This window comes from Caulobacter sp. GW821-FHT09H08 (genome assembly GCF_059415885.1).
Genome location: NZ_JBWKOC010000003.1, coordinates 21102 through 38147 on the forward strand (window position 1 = coordinate 21102; position 17046 = coordinate 38147).

The 17046-nt window shown below is 68.0% G+C and carries 15 protein-coding genes and 1 pseudogene; 7 read left to right on the forward strand and 9 right to left on the reverse strand.

Translation table 11 applies throughout. The annotated features are described in order from the left end of the window. Positions 1-3: 3 nt before the first annotated feature. Positions 4-1932 carry an ATP-binding protein gene (locus AC07NN_RS09875; protein WP_494640113.1) on the reverse strand — a complete coding sequence of 643 codons (1929 nt, stop codon included), beginning with the start codon at positions 1930-1932 and terminating at the stop codon, positions 4-6. 124 nt (positions 1933-2056) lie between these two features. On the opposite strand from AC07NN_RS09875, the gene AC07NN_RS09880 reads away from it, so the two are divergent. The 5 genes from AC07NN_RS09880 (at position 2057) to AC07NN_RS09900 (ending at position 9276) form a co-directional block, all read left to right on the forward strand. Next, positions 2057-3283: a serine hydrolase domain-containing protein gene (locus AC07NN_RS09880; protein ID WP_494640115.1), complete on the forward strand. Its 1227-nt coding sequence runs from the start codon at positions 2057-2059 to the stop codon at positions 3281-3283. A gap of 567 nt (positions 3284-3850) precedes the next feature. Further along, the gene (locus AC07NN_RS09885) at positions 3851-5929 is read left to right on the forward strand and encodes a 3-hydroxyacyl-CoA dehydrogenase NAD-binding domain-containing protein (RefSeq protein ID WP_494640117.1); all 2079 of its coding nucleotides are present in this window, start codon (positions 3851-3853) and stop codon (positions 5927-5929) included. 144 nt (positions 5930-6073) lie between these two features. Then, positions 6074-7627, forward strand: coding sequence for a class I adenylate-forming enzyme family protein (locus AC07NN_RS09890; RefSeq protein ID WP_494640119.1), 1554 nt, complete (start codon positions 6074-6076; stop codon positions 7625-7627). A gap of 133 nt (positions 7628-7760) precedes the next feature. Then, entirely contained in the window at positions 7761-8753 is a 993-nt protein-coding gene (locus AC07NN_RS09895; RefSeq protein WP_494640121.1) for a DegT/DnrJ/EryC1/StrS family aminotransferase, read from the forward strand. Between the two features lie 52 nt (positions 8754-8805). Continuing rightward, positions 8806-9276: a DUF2199 domain-containing protein gene (locus tag AC07NN_RS09900; protein WP_494640123.1), complete on the forward strand. Its 471-nt coding sequence runs from the start codon at positions 8806-8808 to the stop codon at positions 9274-9276. On the opposite strand, the gene corA is transcribed toward AC07NN_RS09900, so the two are convergent. Genes corA through AC07NN_RS09915 form a run of 3 tightly spaced genes read right to left on the reverse strand, consistent with a single transcriptional unit; the run spans position 9273 to position 12026 of the window. Next, entirely contained in the window at positions 9273-10241 is a 969-nt protein-coding gene (gene corA, locus AC07NN_RS09905) for a magnesium/cobalt transporter CorA (protein ID WP_494640125.1), read from the reverse strand. The genes AC07NN_RS09900 and corA overlap by 4 nt on opposite strands. Positions 10242-10245: 4 nt before the next feature. Further along, positions 10246-11265: an adenosine deaminase gene (locus tag AC07NN_RS09910; RefSeq protein ID WP_494640127.1), complete on the reverse strand. Its 1020-nt coding sequence runs from the start codon at positions 11263-11265 to the stop codon at positions 10246-10248. Positions 11266-11321: 56 nt separating this feature from the next. Beyond that, on the reverse strand, positions 11322-12026 hold the full coding sequence (locus AC07NN_RS09915; protein ID WP_494640129.1) for a winged helix-turn-helix transcriptional regulator: 705 nt from the start codon (positions 12024-12026) through the stop codon (positions 11322-11324). A gap of 172 nt (positions 12027-12198) precedes the next feature. On the opposite strand from AC07NN_RS09915, the gene AC07NN_RS09920 reads away from it, so the two are divergent. Further along, positions 12199-13344, forward strand: a complete 1146-nt coding sequence (locus AC07NN_RS09920) for an acyl-CoA dehydrogenase family protein (protein ID WP_494640131.1) — start codon at positions 12199-12201, stop codon at positions 13342-13344. On the opposite strand, the pseudogene AC07NN_RS09925 reads toward AC07NN_RS09920, so the two are convergent. The 3 genes and pseudogenes from AC07NN_RS09925 to AC07NN_RS09935 all read right to left on the reverse strand — a co-directional run. Next, positions 13342-13449, reverse strand: a pseudogene (locus tag AC07NN_RS09925) (hypothetical protein); the annotation flags it as partial. The gene AC07NN_RS09920 and the pseudogene AC07NN_RS09925 overlap by 3 nt on opposite strands. A 5-nt stretch (positions 13450-13454) precedes the next feature. Further along, positions 13455-13754 carry a hypothetical protein gene (locus AC07NN_RS09930; RefSeq protein WP_494640133.1) on the reverse strand — a complete coding sequence of 100 codons (300 nt, stop codon included), beginning with the start codon at positions 13752-13754 and terminating at the stop codon, positions 13455-13457. 73 nt (positions 13755-13827) lie between these two features. Next, positions 13828-14724, reverse strand: a complete 897-nt coding sequence (locus tag AC07NN_RS09935) for a pirin family protein (protein ID WP_494640135.1) — start codon at positions 14722-14724, stop codon at positions 13828-13830. A gap of 109 nt (positions 14725-14833) precedes the next feature. Here AC07NN_RS09935 and AC07NN_RS09940 point away from each other — a divergent pair, with 109 nt between their 5' ends. Beyond that, complete coding sequence (locus tag AC07NN_RS09940) at positions 14834-15289, forward strand: hypothetical protein (RefSeq protein WP_494640137.1); 456 nt, start codon at positions 14834-14836, stop codon at positions 15287-15289. Here AC07NN_RS09940 and AC07NN_RS09945 read toward each other — a convergent pair. Continuing rightward, positions 15279-16565, reverse strand: coding sequence for an SMP-30/gluconolactonase/LRE family protein (locus tag AC07NN_RS09945; protein WP_494640139.1), 1287 nt, complete (start codon positions 16563-16565; stop codon positions 15279-15281). The two genes, AC07NN_RS09940 and AC07NN_RS09945, sit on opposite strands and share 11 nt — an antisense overlap. After that, positions 16546-17043, reverse strand: a complete 498-nt coding sequence (locus AC07NN_RS09950; protein ID WP_047409974.1) for an Lrp/AsnC family transcriptional regulator — start codon at positions 17041-17043, stop codon at positions 16546-16548. The genes AC07NN_RS09945 and AC07NN_RS09950 overlap by 20 nt, the downstream gene beginning before the upstream one ends. Positions 17044-17046: the final 3 nt, after the last annotated feature.

Genomic DNA, 17046 nt, shown 5'->3' on the forward strand with positions numbered 1-17046 from the left:
CCCCTAAGACGCCTTCCGCTCGCCGGTGGGCTCGGCGACCAGGGCCTGGGCGATGGCCTGGGTCAGGGCAGCCGGCGACAAGGGTTTGGCGATGGCTCCGTCCATGCCGGCGGCGATGTAGCCGGCCTGCTGGTGGGCGAGGGCGTTGGCGGTCATGGCCAGGATCGGCACCTGGCCGGTCGGACCCTTGAAGGCGCGGATGCGGTGGGTGGCCTCGACGCCGTCCATGCCGGGCATCTGGATGTCCATCAGGATCAGGTCGAAGACCTCGCGGGCCGCCGCCACGCCCTGGATGCCGTCGTCGGCGGTGGTGACGCGGGCGCCCAGCGCCTCGAGCATGCGCGTGGCGATCAGGCGGTTGGTGGCGTTGTCCTCGACCAGCAGCACGCGCAGGCCGGCGAACAGCGGGCCCTCGGCCTCGTGGTCCAGGTGGACCGGCTCGGCGCAGGCCTCGGCCTCGACCTCCAGCCAGAAGGTCGAGCCCTTGCCCAGCTCGCTCTCGAAGCCGACCTCGCCGCCCATCATGTCGGCGAGACGCCGGCAGATGGCCAGGCCCAGGCCCGAGCCGCCGAACCGGCGGGTGGTCGAGCCGTCGCCCTGGCGGAAGCGCTCGAACAGCTGCGCGCCGGCCTCCTCGCCGATGCCGACGCCGGTGTCGTCGATCTCGAAGCGCAGGCGCACCTTGTCATCCGTCCGCTTGCCCGAGAGCCGCGCGACGACGCCGCCCTCCAGGGTGAACTTCACGGCGTTGCCCAGCAGGTTGAACAGGGCCTGGCGCAGGCGCAGCGGATCGGTGGCCGCCCAGCCCAGATCGCCCTCGCCCTTGGCCGGCGCCTCGACGCGCAGGTAGAGACCCTTGGCCTCGGCCTGCGGGCGCAGCATGTCGACCACGCCGCGCATCAGTTCGGCCGGATCGACGGGCTCGGCCGACAGCTCCAGCTTGCCGGCCTCGATCTTCGAGAAGTCGATGATGTCGTTCAGCAGCTCCGACAGCATCTCGCCGCAGCCCAGGGCCTCGGTCAGCAGGCGGCGGCCGTCGTCGGACAGCTTCTCGTTCTTCAGAAGGTGCAGCACGCCCAGCACGCCGTTCATCGGGGTGCGGATCTCGTGGCTCATATTGGCCAGGAACTGGCTCTTGGCCTCGGCGGCGCTGAGCGCCGCGTCGCGGGCCTCGACCAGTTCGGTGACGTTCTGGCTGATGCCGATCACGTCATAGGCCTCGGGGCTGGTCCCGCGCACGCCGCGCCAGGCGCAGTGCATGTGGGCCCACTCGTCATTGGCCGGGTCGAGATAGCGGTAGTCGATCTCGACGTGCTCGCCGGTGCGCAGGGTGTGTGAGAACGCCTCCCAGACCCGTCCGCGATCCTCGGCGTGGATCGACATGGTCATTTCCGAAATCGTCATCACCCGCACCCCGCCCATCGGCGAGCTTGGGGTGGGGATGTCCTGGTCGAAGACGTATACGCCCTTGCGGGGATTGAAGCGCCAGACATAGACGCCGGCGGCGCTGCGCAGCAGTTCGTTGGAGCGCTCGGCCTGCTGGCGGGCGATGTCGCGGGCGCGCTCCTCGCTGTGATCCTGGAAGACGATCAGCAAGCCGCCGTCGCCCAGCACCTTCGACTGCGAGCGCACCCACAGCCAGCCGCCGCCCTTGCGGGCCAGGCGGTGCTCGGAGCGGGCGTGACCGACGGCGCGCAGCGTGTCAGCGATCGCGTAGATCACCTCGGTGTCGTGCAGGTGGAAGAAGTCGCGGACCGGACGGCCCAGGGTGTCCTCCGGCTGCCAGCCGGTCAGGCTGGTCCAGGCGGGATTGACGCGAATGATCGCGTCGTTCTGCACGACGACGAACATGTCGAGGCTGCTCTGGAAGAACCAGTCGGCCGCCGCGGCTTCAATTCTGGAGGCAGCCTCGGTGTCCAAGTGCTTGCCCATCCCGTTTTCCTCGTTTTCAATCGATATGCGCAGGATCGGGTAAAGTTTACGTTGCGGCATAACGTCTCGGACGCGTGTCCTGATCCCCGCCAACGAAAGTCGTGAACAAGGGGAGTGCAGCACGTTGAGTACGCCGGAAGCCGTGGGACTGTCGTCTGATCGACTGAAACGCATCGAGACCTTCATCAAGGGCAAGTATATCGACAGCGGGAAGCTGCCCTGCGCTTTGACTCAGGTCTGGCGGCGCGGGCAGCTCGCCTACACCTCTGTGCTGGGCAGCGCCGACGTTGAGCGGAACAAGCCGCTGAAGGCCGATAGTCTGTTCCGCATCTATTCGATGACCAAGCCGGTCACGAGCGTCGCCTTCATGATGCTGGTCGAGGACGGGCTGGTGGCGCTGGACGATCCGGTGCACCGCTTCATCCCGGCCTGGCGCGACCTGGGCGTCTTCGCGGCCGGTGTTGCGGGGGCCTTCCAGTCGACGCGCACCAGCGAGCCGATGCGGATGATCGATCTTCTCCGCCACACCTCGGGTCTTACGTACGGCTTCCAGCAGCGGACCAATGTCGATGCGGCCTATCGCAAGCTGAAGCTGGACGGCGTCGACAGCGAGGGCGGGCTGCAGGGCTATGTCGATGCGCTGGGCACGGTGCCGCTGGAGTTCTCGCCGGGCGAGGCCTGGAACTATTCGGTCTCGACCGACGTGCTGGGCTATCTGATCGAGAAGATCTCGGGCATGCCGTTCGACGCCTTCCTGAAGAGCAAGATCTTCGATCCGCTTAAGATGGTCGACACCGGCTTCTTCGTGCCGGAAGGCCAGCGCGATCGCTTTACCGCCTGCTACGCCCTGACGCCGTCGGGCAAGGTGGTGCTGCAGGACGATCCCGAGAAGAGCCGCTTCCTTACCGACCCGTCGGTGAAGTCGGGCGGCGGCGGCCTGGTCTCGACCGCCGACGACTACATGCGCTTCTGCCGGATGCTGCTGAACGGCGGCGAGCTGGACGGCGTGCGGCTGCTCAGCCCCAAGACCATCAAGCTGATGACCATCAACCACCTGCCCGGCGGCCAGGAACTGGTCCAGGCCTCGCGCTCGCTGTTCAGCGAGGCGGTGTTCGAGGGCCTGGGCTTCGGCCTCGGCTTCGCCATGACGATCGATCAGGCCCGGACCAAGAACCTGGGCTCGCACGGTGAATACTTCTGGGGCGGCATGGCCTCGACGGCGTTCTGGATCGATCCGGTCGAGGAACTGGCGGTGGTGTTCATGACCCAGCTGATGCCGTCGACGTCGTATCCGATCCGGCGGGAGTTGCGGACGCTGGTGTATTCGAGCTTCACCGAGGCGGCGGGGTGATCTGAGTCCCTTCCCCCCTTGCGGGAGAAGGTGTCAGCGAAGCTGACGGATGAGGGGTTGAAAGGCCTGTCCGGATAACGGAGCGCGACCCCTCACCCGACCCACTTCGTGGCCCACCCTCTCCCGCAAGGGGAGAGGGCTCGGAACAAAAGAAAACGGCGCGGGAGTCGCTCCCGCGCCGAGTTGCGCTTTACCAAAGTCCGACGCATTGCGAGCAATACGTCACGCTCGCGAAACCCATCGACTTCGAAACGTCAGGACGCATGCAAGTTGCGTCCAAAGCCCATGACTTGTCGCGAACGCCCTCCCAGGCTCGGACCATTCTCTCTGGATTTCAGGCGGATGTGGCGCCGGTCAGCCCCCCGACGCCGCACCCGCCCCCACGGATGATCTCAGCCGAACTACTGTTTTCGAATTTGTAGTATGCATCCGAGGTCGTCAACGGGCCTTGCCGCCTTATTGGGCGCCGTCACGGAGGTCTGGACATCCGCGCCGGGCCATGCAGGCTATCTTCAAACAATTGTTCAAACGCCAGATTGGCAAACGAAGAATAGGGGTGGAAGCGACATGGCCGCGATCAATGCCGTCACCGATCTTTCCGTCGAAGGCGACATCGGCGTCGTCACGCTGAACTCGCCGCCGGTCAACGCGCTGTCGGCCGCTGTCCGCGAGGGCCTCTCGGGCGCGTTCGACGCCGCCATCGCCGATCCGGCCGTGAAGGCCATCGTGCTGATCTGCGAGGGCAAGACCTTCATCGCCGGCGCCGACATCACCGAGTTCGGCAAGGCCATGACCGGCCCCAGCTTGCAGGACGTCCAGAACACCATCGAGAACTCGCCCAAGCCGGTGGTCGCGGCGATCCACGGCACGGTGCTGGGCGGCGGTCTGGAGGTGGCGCTGGTCGCGCACTACCGCGTCGCCGTGCCCTCGGCCAAGGGCGGTCTGCCCGAAGTGAACATCGGCCTGCTGCCCGGCGCCGGCGGCACCCAGCGCCTGCCGCGCATCGTCGGCGTCGAGAAGGCGCTGGAGATGGTCACCAGCGGCCAGCACGTGCCGGCGAAAGCCGCTCTTGCGATGGGCCTGTTCGACGAGCTGGTCGAGGAGGGCAATCTGCGCGCCGGGGCCATCGACTTCGCCAAGAAGGTGCTGGCCGAGAACCGCCCGCTGAACAAGGTCCGCGAGCTCAATGACAAGGTCGAGGCCGCGCGCGGCAAGCCCGAGATCTTCGAGGCCTTCCGCGCCGCCAACGCCAAGAAGTTCCGCGGCTTCATGGCCCCGGAGAACAACATCAAGTGCATCGAGGCGGCGGTGAACCTGCCCTTCGACGAGGGCCTGAAGGCCGAGCGCAAGCTGTTCATGGAGCTGATGACCGGCACCCAGTCGGCCGCCCAGCGCTACGTGTTCTTCGCCGAACGCCAGGCCGCCAAGATCCCGGACGTGCCGGACGACACCCCGACCATCCCCGTCAAGAAGGTCGGCGTCATCGGCGCGGGCACCATGGGCGGCGGCATCTCGATGAACTTCCTCAACGCCGGCATCCCGGTGACGATCATCGAGGCCAAGCAGGAGAACCTGGAGCGCGGCGTCGGCGTCATCCGCAAGAACTACGAGAACACCGCCAAGAAGGGTCGCCTGACCCAGGACGATGTCGAAAAGCGCATGGGCCTGCTGACGCCCTCGATGAACCTCGAGGACCTGGCCGACTGCGACCTGATCATCGAGGCCGTGTTCGAGCTGATGGAGATCAAGAAGGAGGTGTTCGGCAAGCTGGACGCCATCGCCAAGCCCGGCGCGATCCTGGCGTCCAACACTTCGTATCTCGACATCGATGTGATCGCCGCCAGCACCAGCCGGCCGGAAAGCGTGATCGGCCTGCACTTCTTCTCGCCGGCCAATGTCATGCGCCTGCTCGAGATCGTGCGTGGGGCCAAGACCGACAAGTCGGTGATCGCCACCTCGATGCAGATCGGCAAGAAGATCGGCAAGGTCGCGGTGCTGGTCGGCAACTGCCACGGCTTCGTCGGCAATCGCATGCTGGCCCAGCGCCAGCGCGAGGCCCAGAAGCTGATCCTGGAAGGCGCCATGCCCTGGGACGTCGACCGGGTGCTCTATGACTTCGGCCTGCCGATGGGCCCGTTCGCGATGAGCGATCTGGCTGGTCTCGACATCGGCTGGGACCCGGCCAAGACCTCGTCCTCGACCGTGCGCGAAGTGCTCTGCGAGATGGACCGTCGCGGCCAGAAGAACGGCAAGGGCTTCTACGACTACGACGAGAACCGCAACGCCAACCCCTCGCCGATCGTCGAGGAGGTGATCCGCGACTTCGCCGAGAAGCGCCAGATCCAGCGCCGCGAGATCACCGACCAGGAGATCCTGGAGCGCTGCCTGTATCCGATGGTCAACGAGGGCGCGAAGATCCTGGAAGAGGGCAAGGCCATCCGGGCGTCGGACATCGATATCGTCTGGATCAACGGCTACGGCTGGCCGGTCTATCGCGGCGGCCCGATGTTCTGGGGCGAGCTCGTCGGCTTGGACAAGATCCTGGCCAAGATGAAGGAGTTCCAGGCGGCCTACGGCGACGACTTCAAGCCGTCGGCGCTGCTGGAGCGGCTGGTGGCCGAGGGCAAGGGGTTCAAGGACGCTTAGGCGCCTAGCGCCCCGCTGCCCCCTCCGGCTCTCCGGGCCACCTCCCCCAGAGGGGGAGGAGAGATAACGCCTCTGCTCCCCTTCTGGGGGAGCTGTCGCGGAGCGACTGAGGGGGCACCGCCGACTGTTCAGTAGGAGTCTCCCATGACCATCGCCGCCATGATGTCCGCCGACTACGGCGTGATGGGCGACATCCTTCGCGAGCGGGCGAAGGAACGCCCCGCCCACCTGGCCGTGGTCATGGAGACCGGCGAGAGCCTCACCTACGAAGCCTTCGACGCCCTGGTCGACCGCGTCGCCGCCGCCCTGCAGCGGGACGGCGTCCAGCCCGGCGAGGCCGTCGCCGTCTGCGCCCTGTCGTCGATCCCCTATGCGGCGGTGTTCTTAGGGGGGCTGCGCGCCGGCGTCGCCGTGGCCCCGATCGCGCCGTCCTCCACGCCCGAGGCGATCGCCGGCATGGTGGCCGACTGCAACGCGCGGCTGTTCTTCCTCGACGCCGGCGTGGCCGAGCCCCAGAAGCCCGCGCCGATCCCGGTCCGCCAGATCGCGCTCGACGGTTCTTCGGCTGGCGAAGCCTTCGACGCCTGGCTCGCTCCGGTGGGCGCCAAACCGACGCCCGTGGCGATCGGCCCGGAGCATCCGTTCAACATCATCTATTCCAGTGGCACGACCGGCACGCCCAAGGGCATCGTCCAGTCGCACGGCATGCGCTGGAAGCACGTCTTCCGGGGCGACGCGGTCGGCTACGGACCGGACGCGGTCACCGTGCTGTCGACCCCGCTCTATTCCAACACCACCCTGGTCTGCTTCTTCCCGACCCTGGCGGGCGGCGGCACCGTGGTGCTGATGAAGAAGTTCGACGCCGGCCGGTACCTGGACCTGGCCGAGCAGCACCGCATGACCCACACCATGCTGGTGCCGGTGCAATACCGCCGCCTGATGGAGCGGCCCGACTTCGACCGTTATGACCTGTCGACCACCCACCTGAAGTTCTGCACCAGCGCCCCGTTCTCGGCCGAGCTGAAGGCCCAGGTGCTGAAGCGCTGGCCCGGCGGCCTGGTCGAGTATTTCGGCATGACCGAGGGCGGCGGCACCTGCATTCTGATGGCCCACCTGCATCCGGACAAGCTGCACACGGTCGGCCAGCCGGCGCCCGGCCACGACATCCGCCTGATCGACGAGGACGGCGTCCAGGTCGGTCCCGGCGTGGTCGGCGAGATCGTCGGCCGCTCGGGCGGCATGATGAACGGCTATCACGGCCGCCCGGACAAGACCGCCGAGGCGACCTGGACCTCGCCCGAGGGCTGGAGCTTCATTCGAACGGGGGATGTCGGCCGCTTCGACGAGGAGGGCTTCCTCACCCTGATGGATCGCAAGAAGGACATGATCATCAGCGGCGGGTTCAACATCTATCCGTCCGACCTGGAGGCGGTGCTGGCCGCGCATCCGGCGGTGCTGGAAGCGGCGGTGGTGGGCGTGCCCTCCGACGCCTGGGGCGAGACGCCGGTGGCCTTCATCGCCCTGAAGCCCGGGACCGACGCCGATCCGCAGGCGATCCGCGCGTTCGTCAACGGCCAGGTCGGCAAGACCCAGCGCCTGGCGGACGTTCGTGTCGTCGACAGCCTGCCGCGCAGCCACATCGGCAAGGTGCTGAAACGCGAGCTGCGGGACGCCTGGCAAGGTTCGCCTGCTGCCTAGGGCGGGCTGGCTGGGAGTTTTTTGCCGCGACGGCGCGCCACATTAGGCCAGACGGAATCGCTGAATACGGTTGCTTAACCATGTGGTGCGGCCTGCGAGTCGCCCCGGTTACCGTGGATAGCGTTTTAGAAGCATGCGCCCGAAGCCAGTTGCCGCTCCGATTATCGTCCCCGCCAAGCCGGAGGTCCGCCTCCGTTCCAAAGCCAGCGACGTCCCGATCGACTTCGACGCCGTCGCCAAGGCCTTGGGCGTCGCCGGCCGCGCGTCCGACCTGGAACAGCGCCTGGCCGCCCGCTTCGCCCGTCCCGTCACCGCCCGCGCCTTCGCCGATCGCGTCGAGGCCACGGCCGCCGCCCTGATCGCCCTGGGTGTCCGCGAAGGCGGCGTCTGCGTCGTCTCGGCCCTTGCCGATCCCGAGACCCTGGCCGGCGTCGCCGCCGCGGGCCTGAAGGCCTGGCTGGTCGATGTCGACCCGTTCAGCGCCATGTTCGACACCGACCACCTGCGCGCGCGCCTGCCCGAGGCTCCCGGTCCGCTCGAAGCCATCGTCCCGGCCGCCGCCCACGGCCGCGCGCCCGACATGCGCGCCTGGGCCGCCTTCCGCGCCGAGACTGGCCTGCCGATCCTGGTCGACGCCGCGGGCGCCTTCGACGTGGTGATCGAGGCGCCTGTTCCTGTTTTGGTGGGTCTGCCCGCTGGGCAGGGCGTCTTCGTCGCCTGCGAGGACGCAGCGACGGTCAACGCCATCGATGCCGCGCCGTTCGCGGGCGAGGACGGCCTGGCCGCCTGGCCCGGCCTGCGCCAGCGCTTGTGCGGCACCGCCCAGCAACTGCGCGTCCTGCTGCTGGACAGCGGCGTCGGCTTCCAGCCCGGCTGGGGCATGAGCTGGATCTCCTCGACCTGCGCCCTCAGCCTGCCGACCGACGACGCCGGCGCGGTGACCTGGAAGCTCCAGGCCGCCGGCGTGCAGGCCAGCTGCGCGGTCCGCGACCACAGCCTGACCGCTGACGAGACCCCGGTCGCAGACCGCCTGGCGGCCTCGACCGTGGTGCTGGTCCTGGATCCCAGCTTGGATATCGAGGCCCTGGATCGCCTGTGCGACGCCCTGCGCGACGCGGTGGCCTAGTCCAGCCACTTGGCCTAATCATCGGCGCGTCTACTCACGCCCGAAGGTTTCGATGGCCGACCAAGAATCACTGTCCCGGGACTGGGGCTTCAGCCTGCCCGACGAGGTCTGGGCGATCCCCGAGGAAGAGCGCGACGGCCAGGTTGGCTACGACGACGACCTCTGCGAATGGGGCGACCGCTTCTTCATCCGCTGCATCCTGCCTATCCCGCTAAAGGGGATGGACGACTATTTCGGCTGGGGCGCCTGGGCAGAGGTCGATGCGGAAGTCTTCGCGCGTTATCTCGAACTCTATGAAGAGGACGGCCGCGACGAGCCTCCGCATCCGGCGAAGCTGGCCAACCGGTTGCCGCCCTATCCGGGGACCACGCTGGGTAGCCGCATGCAGATCCAGTTCCAGGAGCCCGACGAGCGGCCGATTCTGACCCTGCTGGAAGGCGACAAGAGCCGATTGGCCCAGGAGCAGCGCGATGGCATCGACGCCGCGCGGCATCACGAGATCATCGAGGTTTCCGAGGCCTAGAGCCAGCCAACCCTCTTGAACCGCCGATACAGCATCCCGCAGATCACCGCGATTCCCGCCAGCACGCCGTAGTAGCCGTAGGCCCACTTCAGCTCCGGCATGTGCTCGAAGTTCATGCCGTAGATGCCGGCAACCGCCGTCGGCACGGCCAGGATGGCGGCCCAGGCGGCCAGCTGTCGGGTGATGACGCCCTGGCGTTGCTGCTCCAGCAGGCTGCTGATCTCGAAGACCGAGGTCAGCACTTCGCGCAGGCCGTCGACCAGGATCTCGGTCCGCTGGATGTGGTCGCGCACGTCGCGGAAATAGGCCCGCACCTCGGTGTCGATGCAGGGGAGGTCGTGGTGCTCCAGCGCGCTGGCGACCTGGGTCATGGGCCCGAGCAGCTTCTTGAACTTCATCAGGCTGCGGCGGAGGTTGAAGATGCGAGCGATCTCGGCGCGTGACAGGAAGGCGTCCAGGGTCCGGCGCTCGAAGGCCTGAAGCTCGTCCTCGATGGTGTCGACGATGGGCATGTAGCCGTCGACGATGAAGTCCAGCACCGCGTGCAGCACATAGTCGACGCCGTGGGCCAGCAGGCCCGGCGCGGCTTCCAGCTGGGCGCGCAGCTCGGTGTGGGCGCGGGCCGAACCGTGGCGCACCGTGATCAGGTGTTTTCGGCCGACGAAGAAGTCGGTCTCGCCGTAGCCGATATGGTCGCCGTCCAGGTGGGCGGTCTTGGCGACGACGAACAGCTGCTCGCCATAGACGTCGACCTTGGGCGTCTGGCGGGCGTTCAGCGCGTCCTCGATCGCCAGCGGGTGCAGGTGGAAGGCCTCCTGCAGCACTCGCAGTTCGGCCTCGTCGGGGTCGGCGAGGCCGATCCAGACGAACTCGCCGTCGCGCGGCGTCAGGCTCGCCGGATCGTCCAGGCTGAGCGCGCGGACGGCCTCGCCGTCCACATAGGCGCTGGCGGCGATGACGGTCATGCGATCAGTGGGCGGCCGCGTAGGCTTCGACCTGGGCCACCCGCTCGGCTTTCTCGGCCTCGCCCAGGAACGAGCCGGTGAAGCTGTTCTTGGCCAGGGTCACGATGTCCTCGCGCGTCAGGCCGATGGCGTCGGCGGTGGCCAGGTAGTTCTCCAGCAGGTAGCCGCCGAAATAGGCCGGGTCGTCGGAGTTCACGGTCGCCTTCAGACCCAAGTTCAGCATTTTCTTCAGCGGGTGGACATCCAGGCTGGGCACGCCACACAGCTTCAGGTTCGACAGCGGGCAGACCGTCAGGGTCGTGCCGTCGGCGATCAGCCTCGCGGTGAGGGCCTCGTCCTCAAGGGCGCGGTTGCCGTGATCGATGCGGTCGACCTTCACCAGGTCGATGGCCTCCCAGACATAGGCCGGCGGGCCTTCCTCGCCGGCGTGGGCCACGACCTTGAGGCCGAGGTCGCGCGAAGCCTGCAGCACGCGGGCGAACTTGGCCGGCGGATGGCCGACCTCGGAGCTGTCCAGGCCCACGCCCGCCAGCTTGTTCAGCCACGGCTTGGCCAGTTCCAGGGTCTCGAACGCGGCCTCTTCCGACAGGTGGCGCAGGAAGCAGAGAATCAGCTTGGAGGTGACGCCCAGCGTCTTTTCGGCCTCGTCCATGCCGGCCAGCAGGCCTTCCATGACCACGCCGAAGGCGATCCCGCGATCGGTATGGGTCTGCGGATCGAAGAAGATCTCGGCGTGCGTGCCGCCGTCGGCCGCCAGGCGCTTGAAATAGGCCAGGGCCAGGTCCTTGAAGTCCTCGGCCGTCTGGAGGACGCCCGCGCCCTGGTAATAAATGTCCAGGAAGTCCTGCAGGTTCGAGAAGGCGTAGGCCGCGCGGATCTCCTCGACCGAGGCGAAGGGCAGGGTGACGCCATTGCGCTGGGCCAGCTCGAACATCAGTTCGGGCTCGAGGCTGCCCTCGATGTGCATGTGCAGCTCGGCCTTGGGCAGGCCGCGGACGAATTGGGCGAAAGCGGTGTCGTTCATGGAGGAGTGATCGGACCGGCCAGCACGCAGGTCAAGGGTTCTCCGCCCGGAACCGCCTATCGGGCGTCGACCATGCTCGCCGTCTTGGCGAACGGGCTGAGGCCCAGCCAGACCTGCATGTCCGAGGCCAGTTGGCGGTCGCCGGTCAGCAGCATGCGCTGCTCGCCCAGGGCCTGGCGCACGGTGTCGTGGCCCATCCAGATGGCGGTCATGGTCCGCAGGTCGGTCGAGACATAGAGGTCGACGTCGAAGCCAGGGTCGACCGAGCAAAGATCGACCTTGTCCACCGGCTCGACCACCAGCCACCAGGACCGATCGACGGGCGATTGTTCGGGATAGCTGAAGTGGATCACGCTCTTGGCTTGCGGCATCGGGCGCGGGTCCAGGCCGCGGCGCATGTCCCACATCAGCAGGGAGGCGTCCAACTGCTGCAGCGACAGGTCCGTACTGACCCAGCGCTGGCCCCACTGGCCGAAAGCATCGACCAGGCTTTCCAGGTCGCGCCCAGCCTTGGTCAGGCGATATTCGAAGACGTTCGGATCGCCGGGCAGGGCGTCGCGCCGCACGATGCCGGACGCTTCCAGGTCCTTCAGGCGCTGGGACAACAGGGCTGGCGACATGCGCGGCACGCCCCGCCGCAGGTCGTTGAACCGGGTCGAGCCGGCGACCAGCTCACGCAGCAGCACCACCGTCCATCGCGTGCACAGAACCTCGGCCGCCATCGCGACCGGACAGAACTGCCTGTAGCTGCCTTGCGCCACGTCCCCTCCTTGCCGACACTGGTGGCCCTGTAGGCCAAGGTTCGACCGTCCGGCTAGTTCAGTTCCTGTACCGGGTCGGTTCAGTTGTTGAACTAGTCAGGCAGAGCGTGTTCGCGAGAGGGTTCCGATAACGCGGATCTCTCGATTGTCCGCCCCGGAAGGACCCTACGACATGTTGCTCACAGCGGAAAATACCACGACCTCGGCACGCATCGATTGGTTGGCCCGCGCCGACCGCATCGCCGCCGAGATCGCCCAGCACGCGGCTGAACACGACGCCGAGGACAGCTTCGTCGTCGAGGCCTACGCCCTGCTGAAGGCCGAGGGCCTGTTCAAGGCGCTGGTCCCCGTCGAGTTCGGCGGTGGCGGGGCATCGGTCACCGACATCTGCCAGGTGATCCGCCGGCTGGGCGCCTCGTGCGGTTCCACGGCCCTGGCCTTCGCCATGCACAGCCACCTGGTCGCCGTCGCCGCCTGGCGCCTGCGCCACCAGGGCGCGCCGACCGAGGGCCTGCTGAAGCGCGTCGCGGGCGAGGATCTCGTCCTGGTCTCCAGCGGCGGCTCGGACTGGCTGGCCAGCGGCGGGACGGCGGTCAAGGTCGAGGGCGGCTTCAAGATCACCGCTCGCAAGGCGTTCTCCAGCGGCAGCCCGGTCGGCGACCTGCTGATGACCAGCGCCGTCTATGACGATCCGGAGGCGGGCCCGACCGTGCTGCACTTCGGCGTGTCGCTAAAGGCGCCGGGCGTGGCGATCCGCGACACCTGGCGTGTGCTGGGCATGCGCGGGACCGGCTCGAACGACATCGAACTGACCGAGGTCTTCGTGCCCGACGCGGCGATCTCCGGCCGCCGACCGGCGGGGCCGTGGCACATGCTGTTCCATATCATCAGCATGATCGCCTTCGCCCTGATCTACTCGGCCTATGCCGGGGTGGCCGACGGCGCGCGGGCGCGGACCCTGGCCATGGTCCGGCGCAAGGCTCCCGACGTCCTGACCGCCAGCCTGGTCGGCGAGATGGAGAACAGCCACGCCGCCGCCGACATGGCCATGGCGCGGATGATCGCCCTGGCCGAGACTGGAACGCCGGGACCCGAGAGCACTAGCCAGGCCATGACCTGCCGCACCCTGTTCGGCCGCGCGGCCATCGAGACGGTCGAGCGGGCCATGGAAGCGGCGGGCGGCCAGGCCTTCTATCGCGCCGCTGGCCTGGAGCGGGCTTTCCGCGACATCCAGGGCGCGCGTTATCACCCGCTGCAGGAAAAGCCGCAGACCGTGCTCACCGGGCGCGTGGCGCTGGGCTGGGATATCGACGGCTGAAGGAAAACCTCGCCCTTCGACAAGCTCAGGGTGAGGTTTTCCGGCGAACGGCCCCTGGCAATAGTCCTCACCCTGAGCTTGTCGAAGGGCGAGGACGGGTCCGCTAGGTGTTAGTGCGCGGCGTCCTTGGCCTTCTCGCCGGCCTTCTCGGCCTTGTCGCCAGCCTTTTCGGCGGCTTCGCCAGCAGCGGCGGCCGCATCGCCGGCGGCCTTCTGGGCGTCGGCGGTCGGCGCCGTGGCCGCATCGGCCGAGGCGTTGGCGGCGTCGGTTGCGGCTGCCGAGGCGGCGGCGGCTTGGTTGGCGGCCTCGGCGCTTTGAGTGGTCGCTTCCTGGGCCTTCTCGGCCTTGTTCTCGCAGGCCATCAGCGTCAGGCCCAGGGCGGCCACGGCCGCGATCGTCACGATACGCATGAGTCTTCTCCCTCACCCGGCCTTGGCGCCGGTGTGAGGAGATAATCCCAAGGCGGAGTTTCGGTTGCCTCGCTTACGACATCGGCGGGGCCGGCGGCGGCGGGCCTTCCGGCAGGGGGATGAACTCGTCATGGTCGAGGTCGGGCAGCTTCATGCGGCCGGCCTTCCAGTCGGCCTTGGCCTGTTCGATACGGTCCTTGGACGAGGAGACGAAGTTCCACTCGATGAAGCGCGGGCCGATCGGCTCGCCGCCCATCAGCATGACGGTCGAGCGCTCCAGGGCCTTGAAGACGATGGTTTCGCCGGGCGCGAAGACGGCCATCTGCGCCTCGGCCAGTTCGCGGCCCCCGACCTCGACGCGACCGGCGGCGATATAGGCGGCGCGCTCGGGATATTCGGCGGGCAGGGCGGCGGTGGTCCCTGGCTCGAGCTCCCAGTGCACATAGAAGAGCGGCGAATAGACGGGCACGTTCGACTTGGCCCCGAACGCCTCGCCGGCGATCAGTCGCGCCTTCAGCCCGCCGTGCTCGTAATTGGGCAGGTCGGCCGGGCCCTCGTGGTGCGTGAAGCTGGGGTCGATCTCCTCATACTCTTTCGGCAGGGCTACCCAGGCCTGCATGCCGTCCATGCGGCCGCCATGCTCGCGCAGGCCCTCGAAGCGTTCGGAGTGGGTGATGCCGCTGCCGGCCGTCATCCAGTTGACCTCATGCGGCTTGATCACCGCCAGCGAACCGACGCTGTCGCGGTGGGTGATCTCGCCCTCGAACAGATAGGTCAGGGTCGACAGGCCGATGTGCGGGTGCGGGCGCACGTCGGCGCTCTTGGCGAAGCCGGGCTGGAAGGTGTTCGGCCCCATGTGGTCGAGGAAAGTGAACGGCCCGACCATCCGATGGGCGTGGAACGGCAGCACGCGGCCGACTTCGAAATTGCCGAGATCCTTGCGGCGGGCGTCGAAGACGAGGTCGATCATGGAAGGCTCCGGCAGGCGTCGGGGTCGAGCTTAGCCGGGAGTTGAATCGCGCGCTTGTCGAAATCGCGCGCGCGGCGTTTGCTGGCCTGGCTTTGCTGGGGATAGCGCCATGAGCACGCCGGAAGCGCAGTTGGCCGAGATGGCCGCCCGCTACGATCCCGTCATCGCCGCGCGGGGCATGGACGCCATCGACCGCCTGCGGGCGCGGATGCCTGGCGCGCACCGGCTGGTCTATGACAACTACAATGCCCTGGCGGTCGGCTTCGGCAATGGCGACCGAGCCAAGGACGCGTTCGTCTCGATCGCCTTCTATCCGCGCTGGGTCACGCTCTTCTTCCTGTACGGCAAGGGGCTGGACGATCCGGACGGCCTGCTGAAGGGCGAGGGCGCGCGGGTCCGGCACGTGGTGCTGGACGACGTCGAGGACCTGGAGCGGCCGGAGGTCGTCGCCCTGCTGGACCAGGTGCTGGACCACCACGGGCTCGTGGTGGGTCAGGACGGGCCGCTGATCATCAAGTCGATCTCGGATAGGCAGCGGGCGAGGCGGCCCACGCTCAAGGCCTGATCGGCAGGGCCACGATCCGGGCGGGGGCGAGGCCGTCGCGCGGTTTGCCGTCGTCGCCGAAGTCGCTCCACTGGCTGCGGGCGATGAAAACGAGGTCGCGCCCGCGCATGACGCCGCCGCTCGGTTCGTCGAGCTCGGGCAGGTTAGCGGCCAGGGTCTCGGCGCGCTCGATCTGGCGGCCGTCCGCCGAGGGCCACAGGCGCAGCACGCGTTGAGGCGAGACGCCGTTCTGGATGACGATCAGCGATTTGCCGTCGGCCAGGACGCTGTCGGTTCCGATCAGGGAGAGGTCGGCCGAAGTCTCGACGGCCGTGACGTCGCGGGTGGCGAGGTCGATGCGGTGCAGGCCGCTGGGATAGTCGGCGACCAGCAGGGCCTTGCCGTCGGGCGACAAGGCGAGGCCTTGGGCCGAGCCCATTTCCTCGGAGCGGACGAGCAGGTCGAGCGCCGTCGCGCCGGGCTTCAGCCGCCAGACCTCGCCGCCCAGGCTGTTTGAGGCATAGACCGTTCCGTCCGGCCCGACGGTCAGGTCGCCCAGCTGCCGCTTGCCGCCATCGGCGGGCGGGGCGTGGCGGGCGAGGACCTTGCCGGTGTCGAGGTCGATCTTCAGCAGGGCGGTGGGACCCTTGGCTTCCGGCGCGAGACCCTTGGCCTGGTCGGTCGCCGAGCTCAGCGCCCACAGCGTCCGGCGCGGAACGTCGGCGGCGATGCCGAACACCGACCACAGGTCGTCGGCGGGCGGGGTGAAATCCGAGACCGTCCCGTCGGCGGCGATGGCGACGATCTTGCGGTCATGGACCTCGCTGACCAGCAGCCGCTTGCGCTTGGGATCATAGGCCACGCCCTCGGCCAGCGGCGCGCCGGGCAGGGTGGCGACGGGCTGCAGCGCCCCGACCGGCTTGCGGTTGGCGGCTAGGCGCTCGGCGACGGACGCGAAGTCGGGGCGGGCGACCAGTGGGCCCAGCACCTTGTCGGCGGCGATGTCGTGGAAGAAGCCGAAGCGCGCGTAGCGGTCGACCAGCGCCACGGCGGCGGCCGGATCCTGCGGCGTTGTCAGGCGAGCAAGGTTCAGCAGCACGCCGGGATGGGCGGGCATCAGGGCGGCGGCTTCGGAGAGGCGGGTGCGGGCGAGGGCGGCGTCGCCGGCGCGGACCGCGGCGGCCGATTCCCTGCGCAGGCGGTAGAAAGCCGGAAGCCGCCCCTCCGCGAAGGATGGGGCGGCGATCAGGAGGGCCAGGCCCCCCAGAGCGAGTCGGCTAGCCCAGCGGGCTGACATAGGGGCTGATCAGGCCCAGCGGCACGGCGGTCGAGTTCTTGACGCCGCGGATGACGATGCGGCTCTCGATGTTGCTCACCAGGCCCAGCGACAGCAGCTTGTCGCGCAGGAATTCGTCGAAGGCGCGCATGTCGCGCGTGACGATACGCATCTCGTAGTCGGCGGCGCCGGTCACGGTGGCGCACTGCACGACCTCGGCCCACTTGCCGACCGCCTGTTCGAACGTGTCCAGATTTTCCTTGGTCGGAAGGGACAGCTTCACGGTGCAGTAGACTTCGAAGCCCAGGCCCAGCTTTTCACGGTCGAGAATGGTCACGCGACGCTGGATGACGCCGGCGTCCTCCAGGCGCTTGATCCGGCGCCAGCACGGGCTGGACGACAGACCGACCCGCTCGGCGATCTCGGCGACGGACAGTCCGGCGTCGTGTTGGATGAGATCCAGGATCTTGGCATCCACGGCGTCGAGTTGTTCGGACAAGAA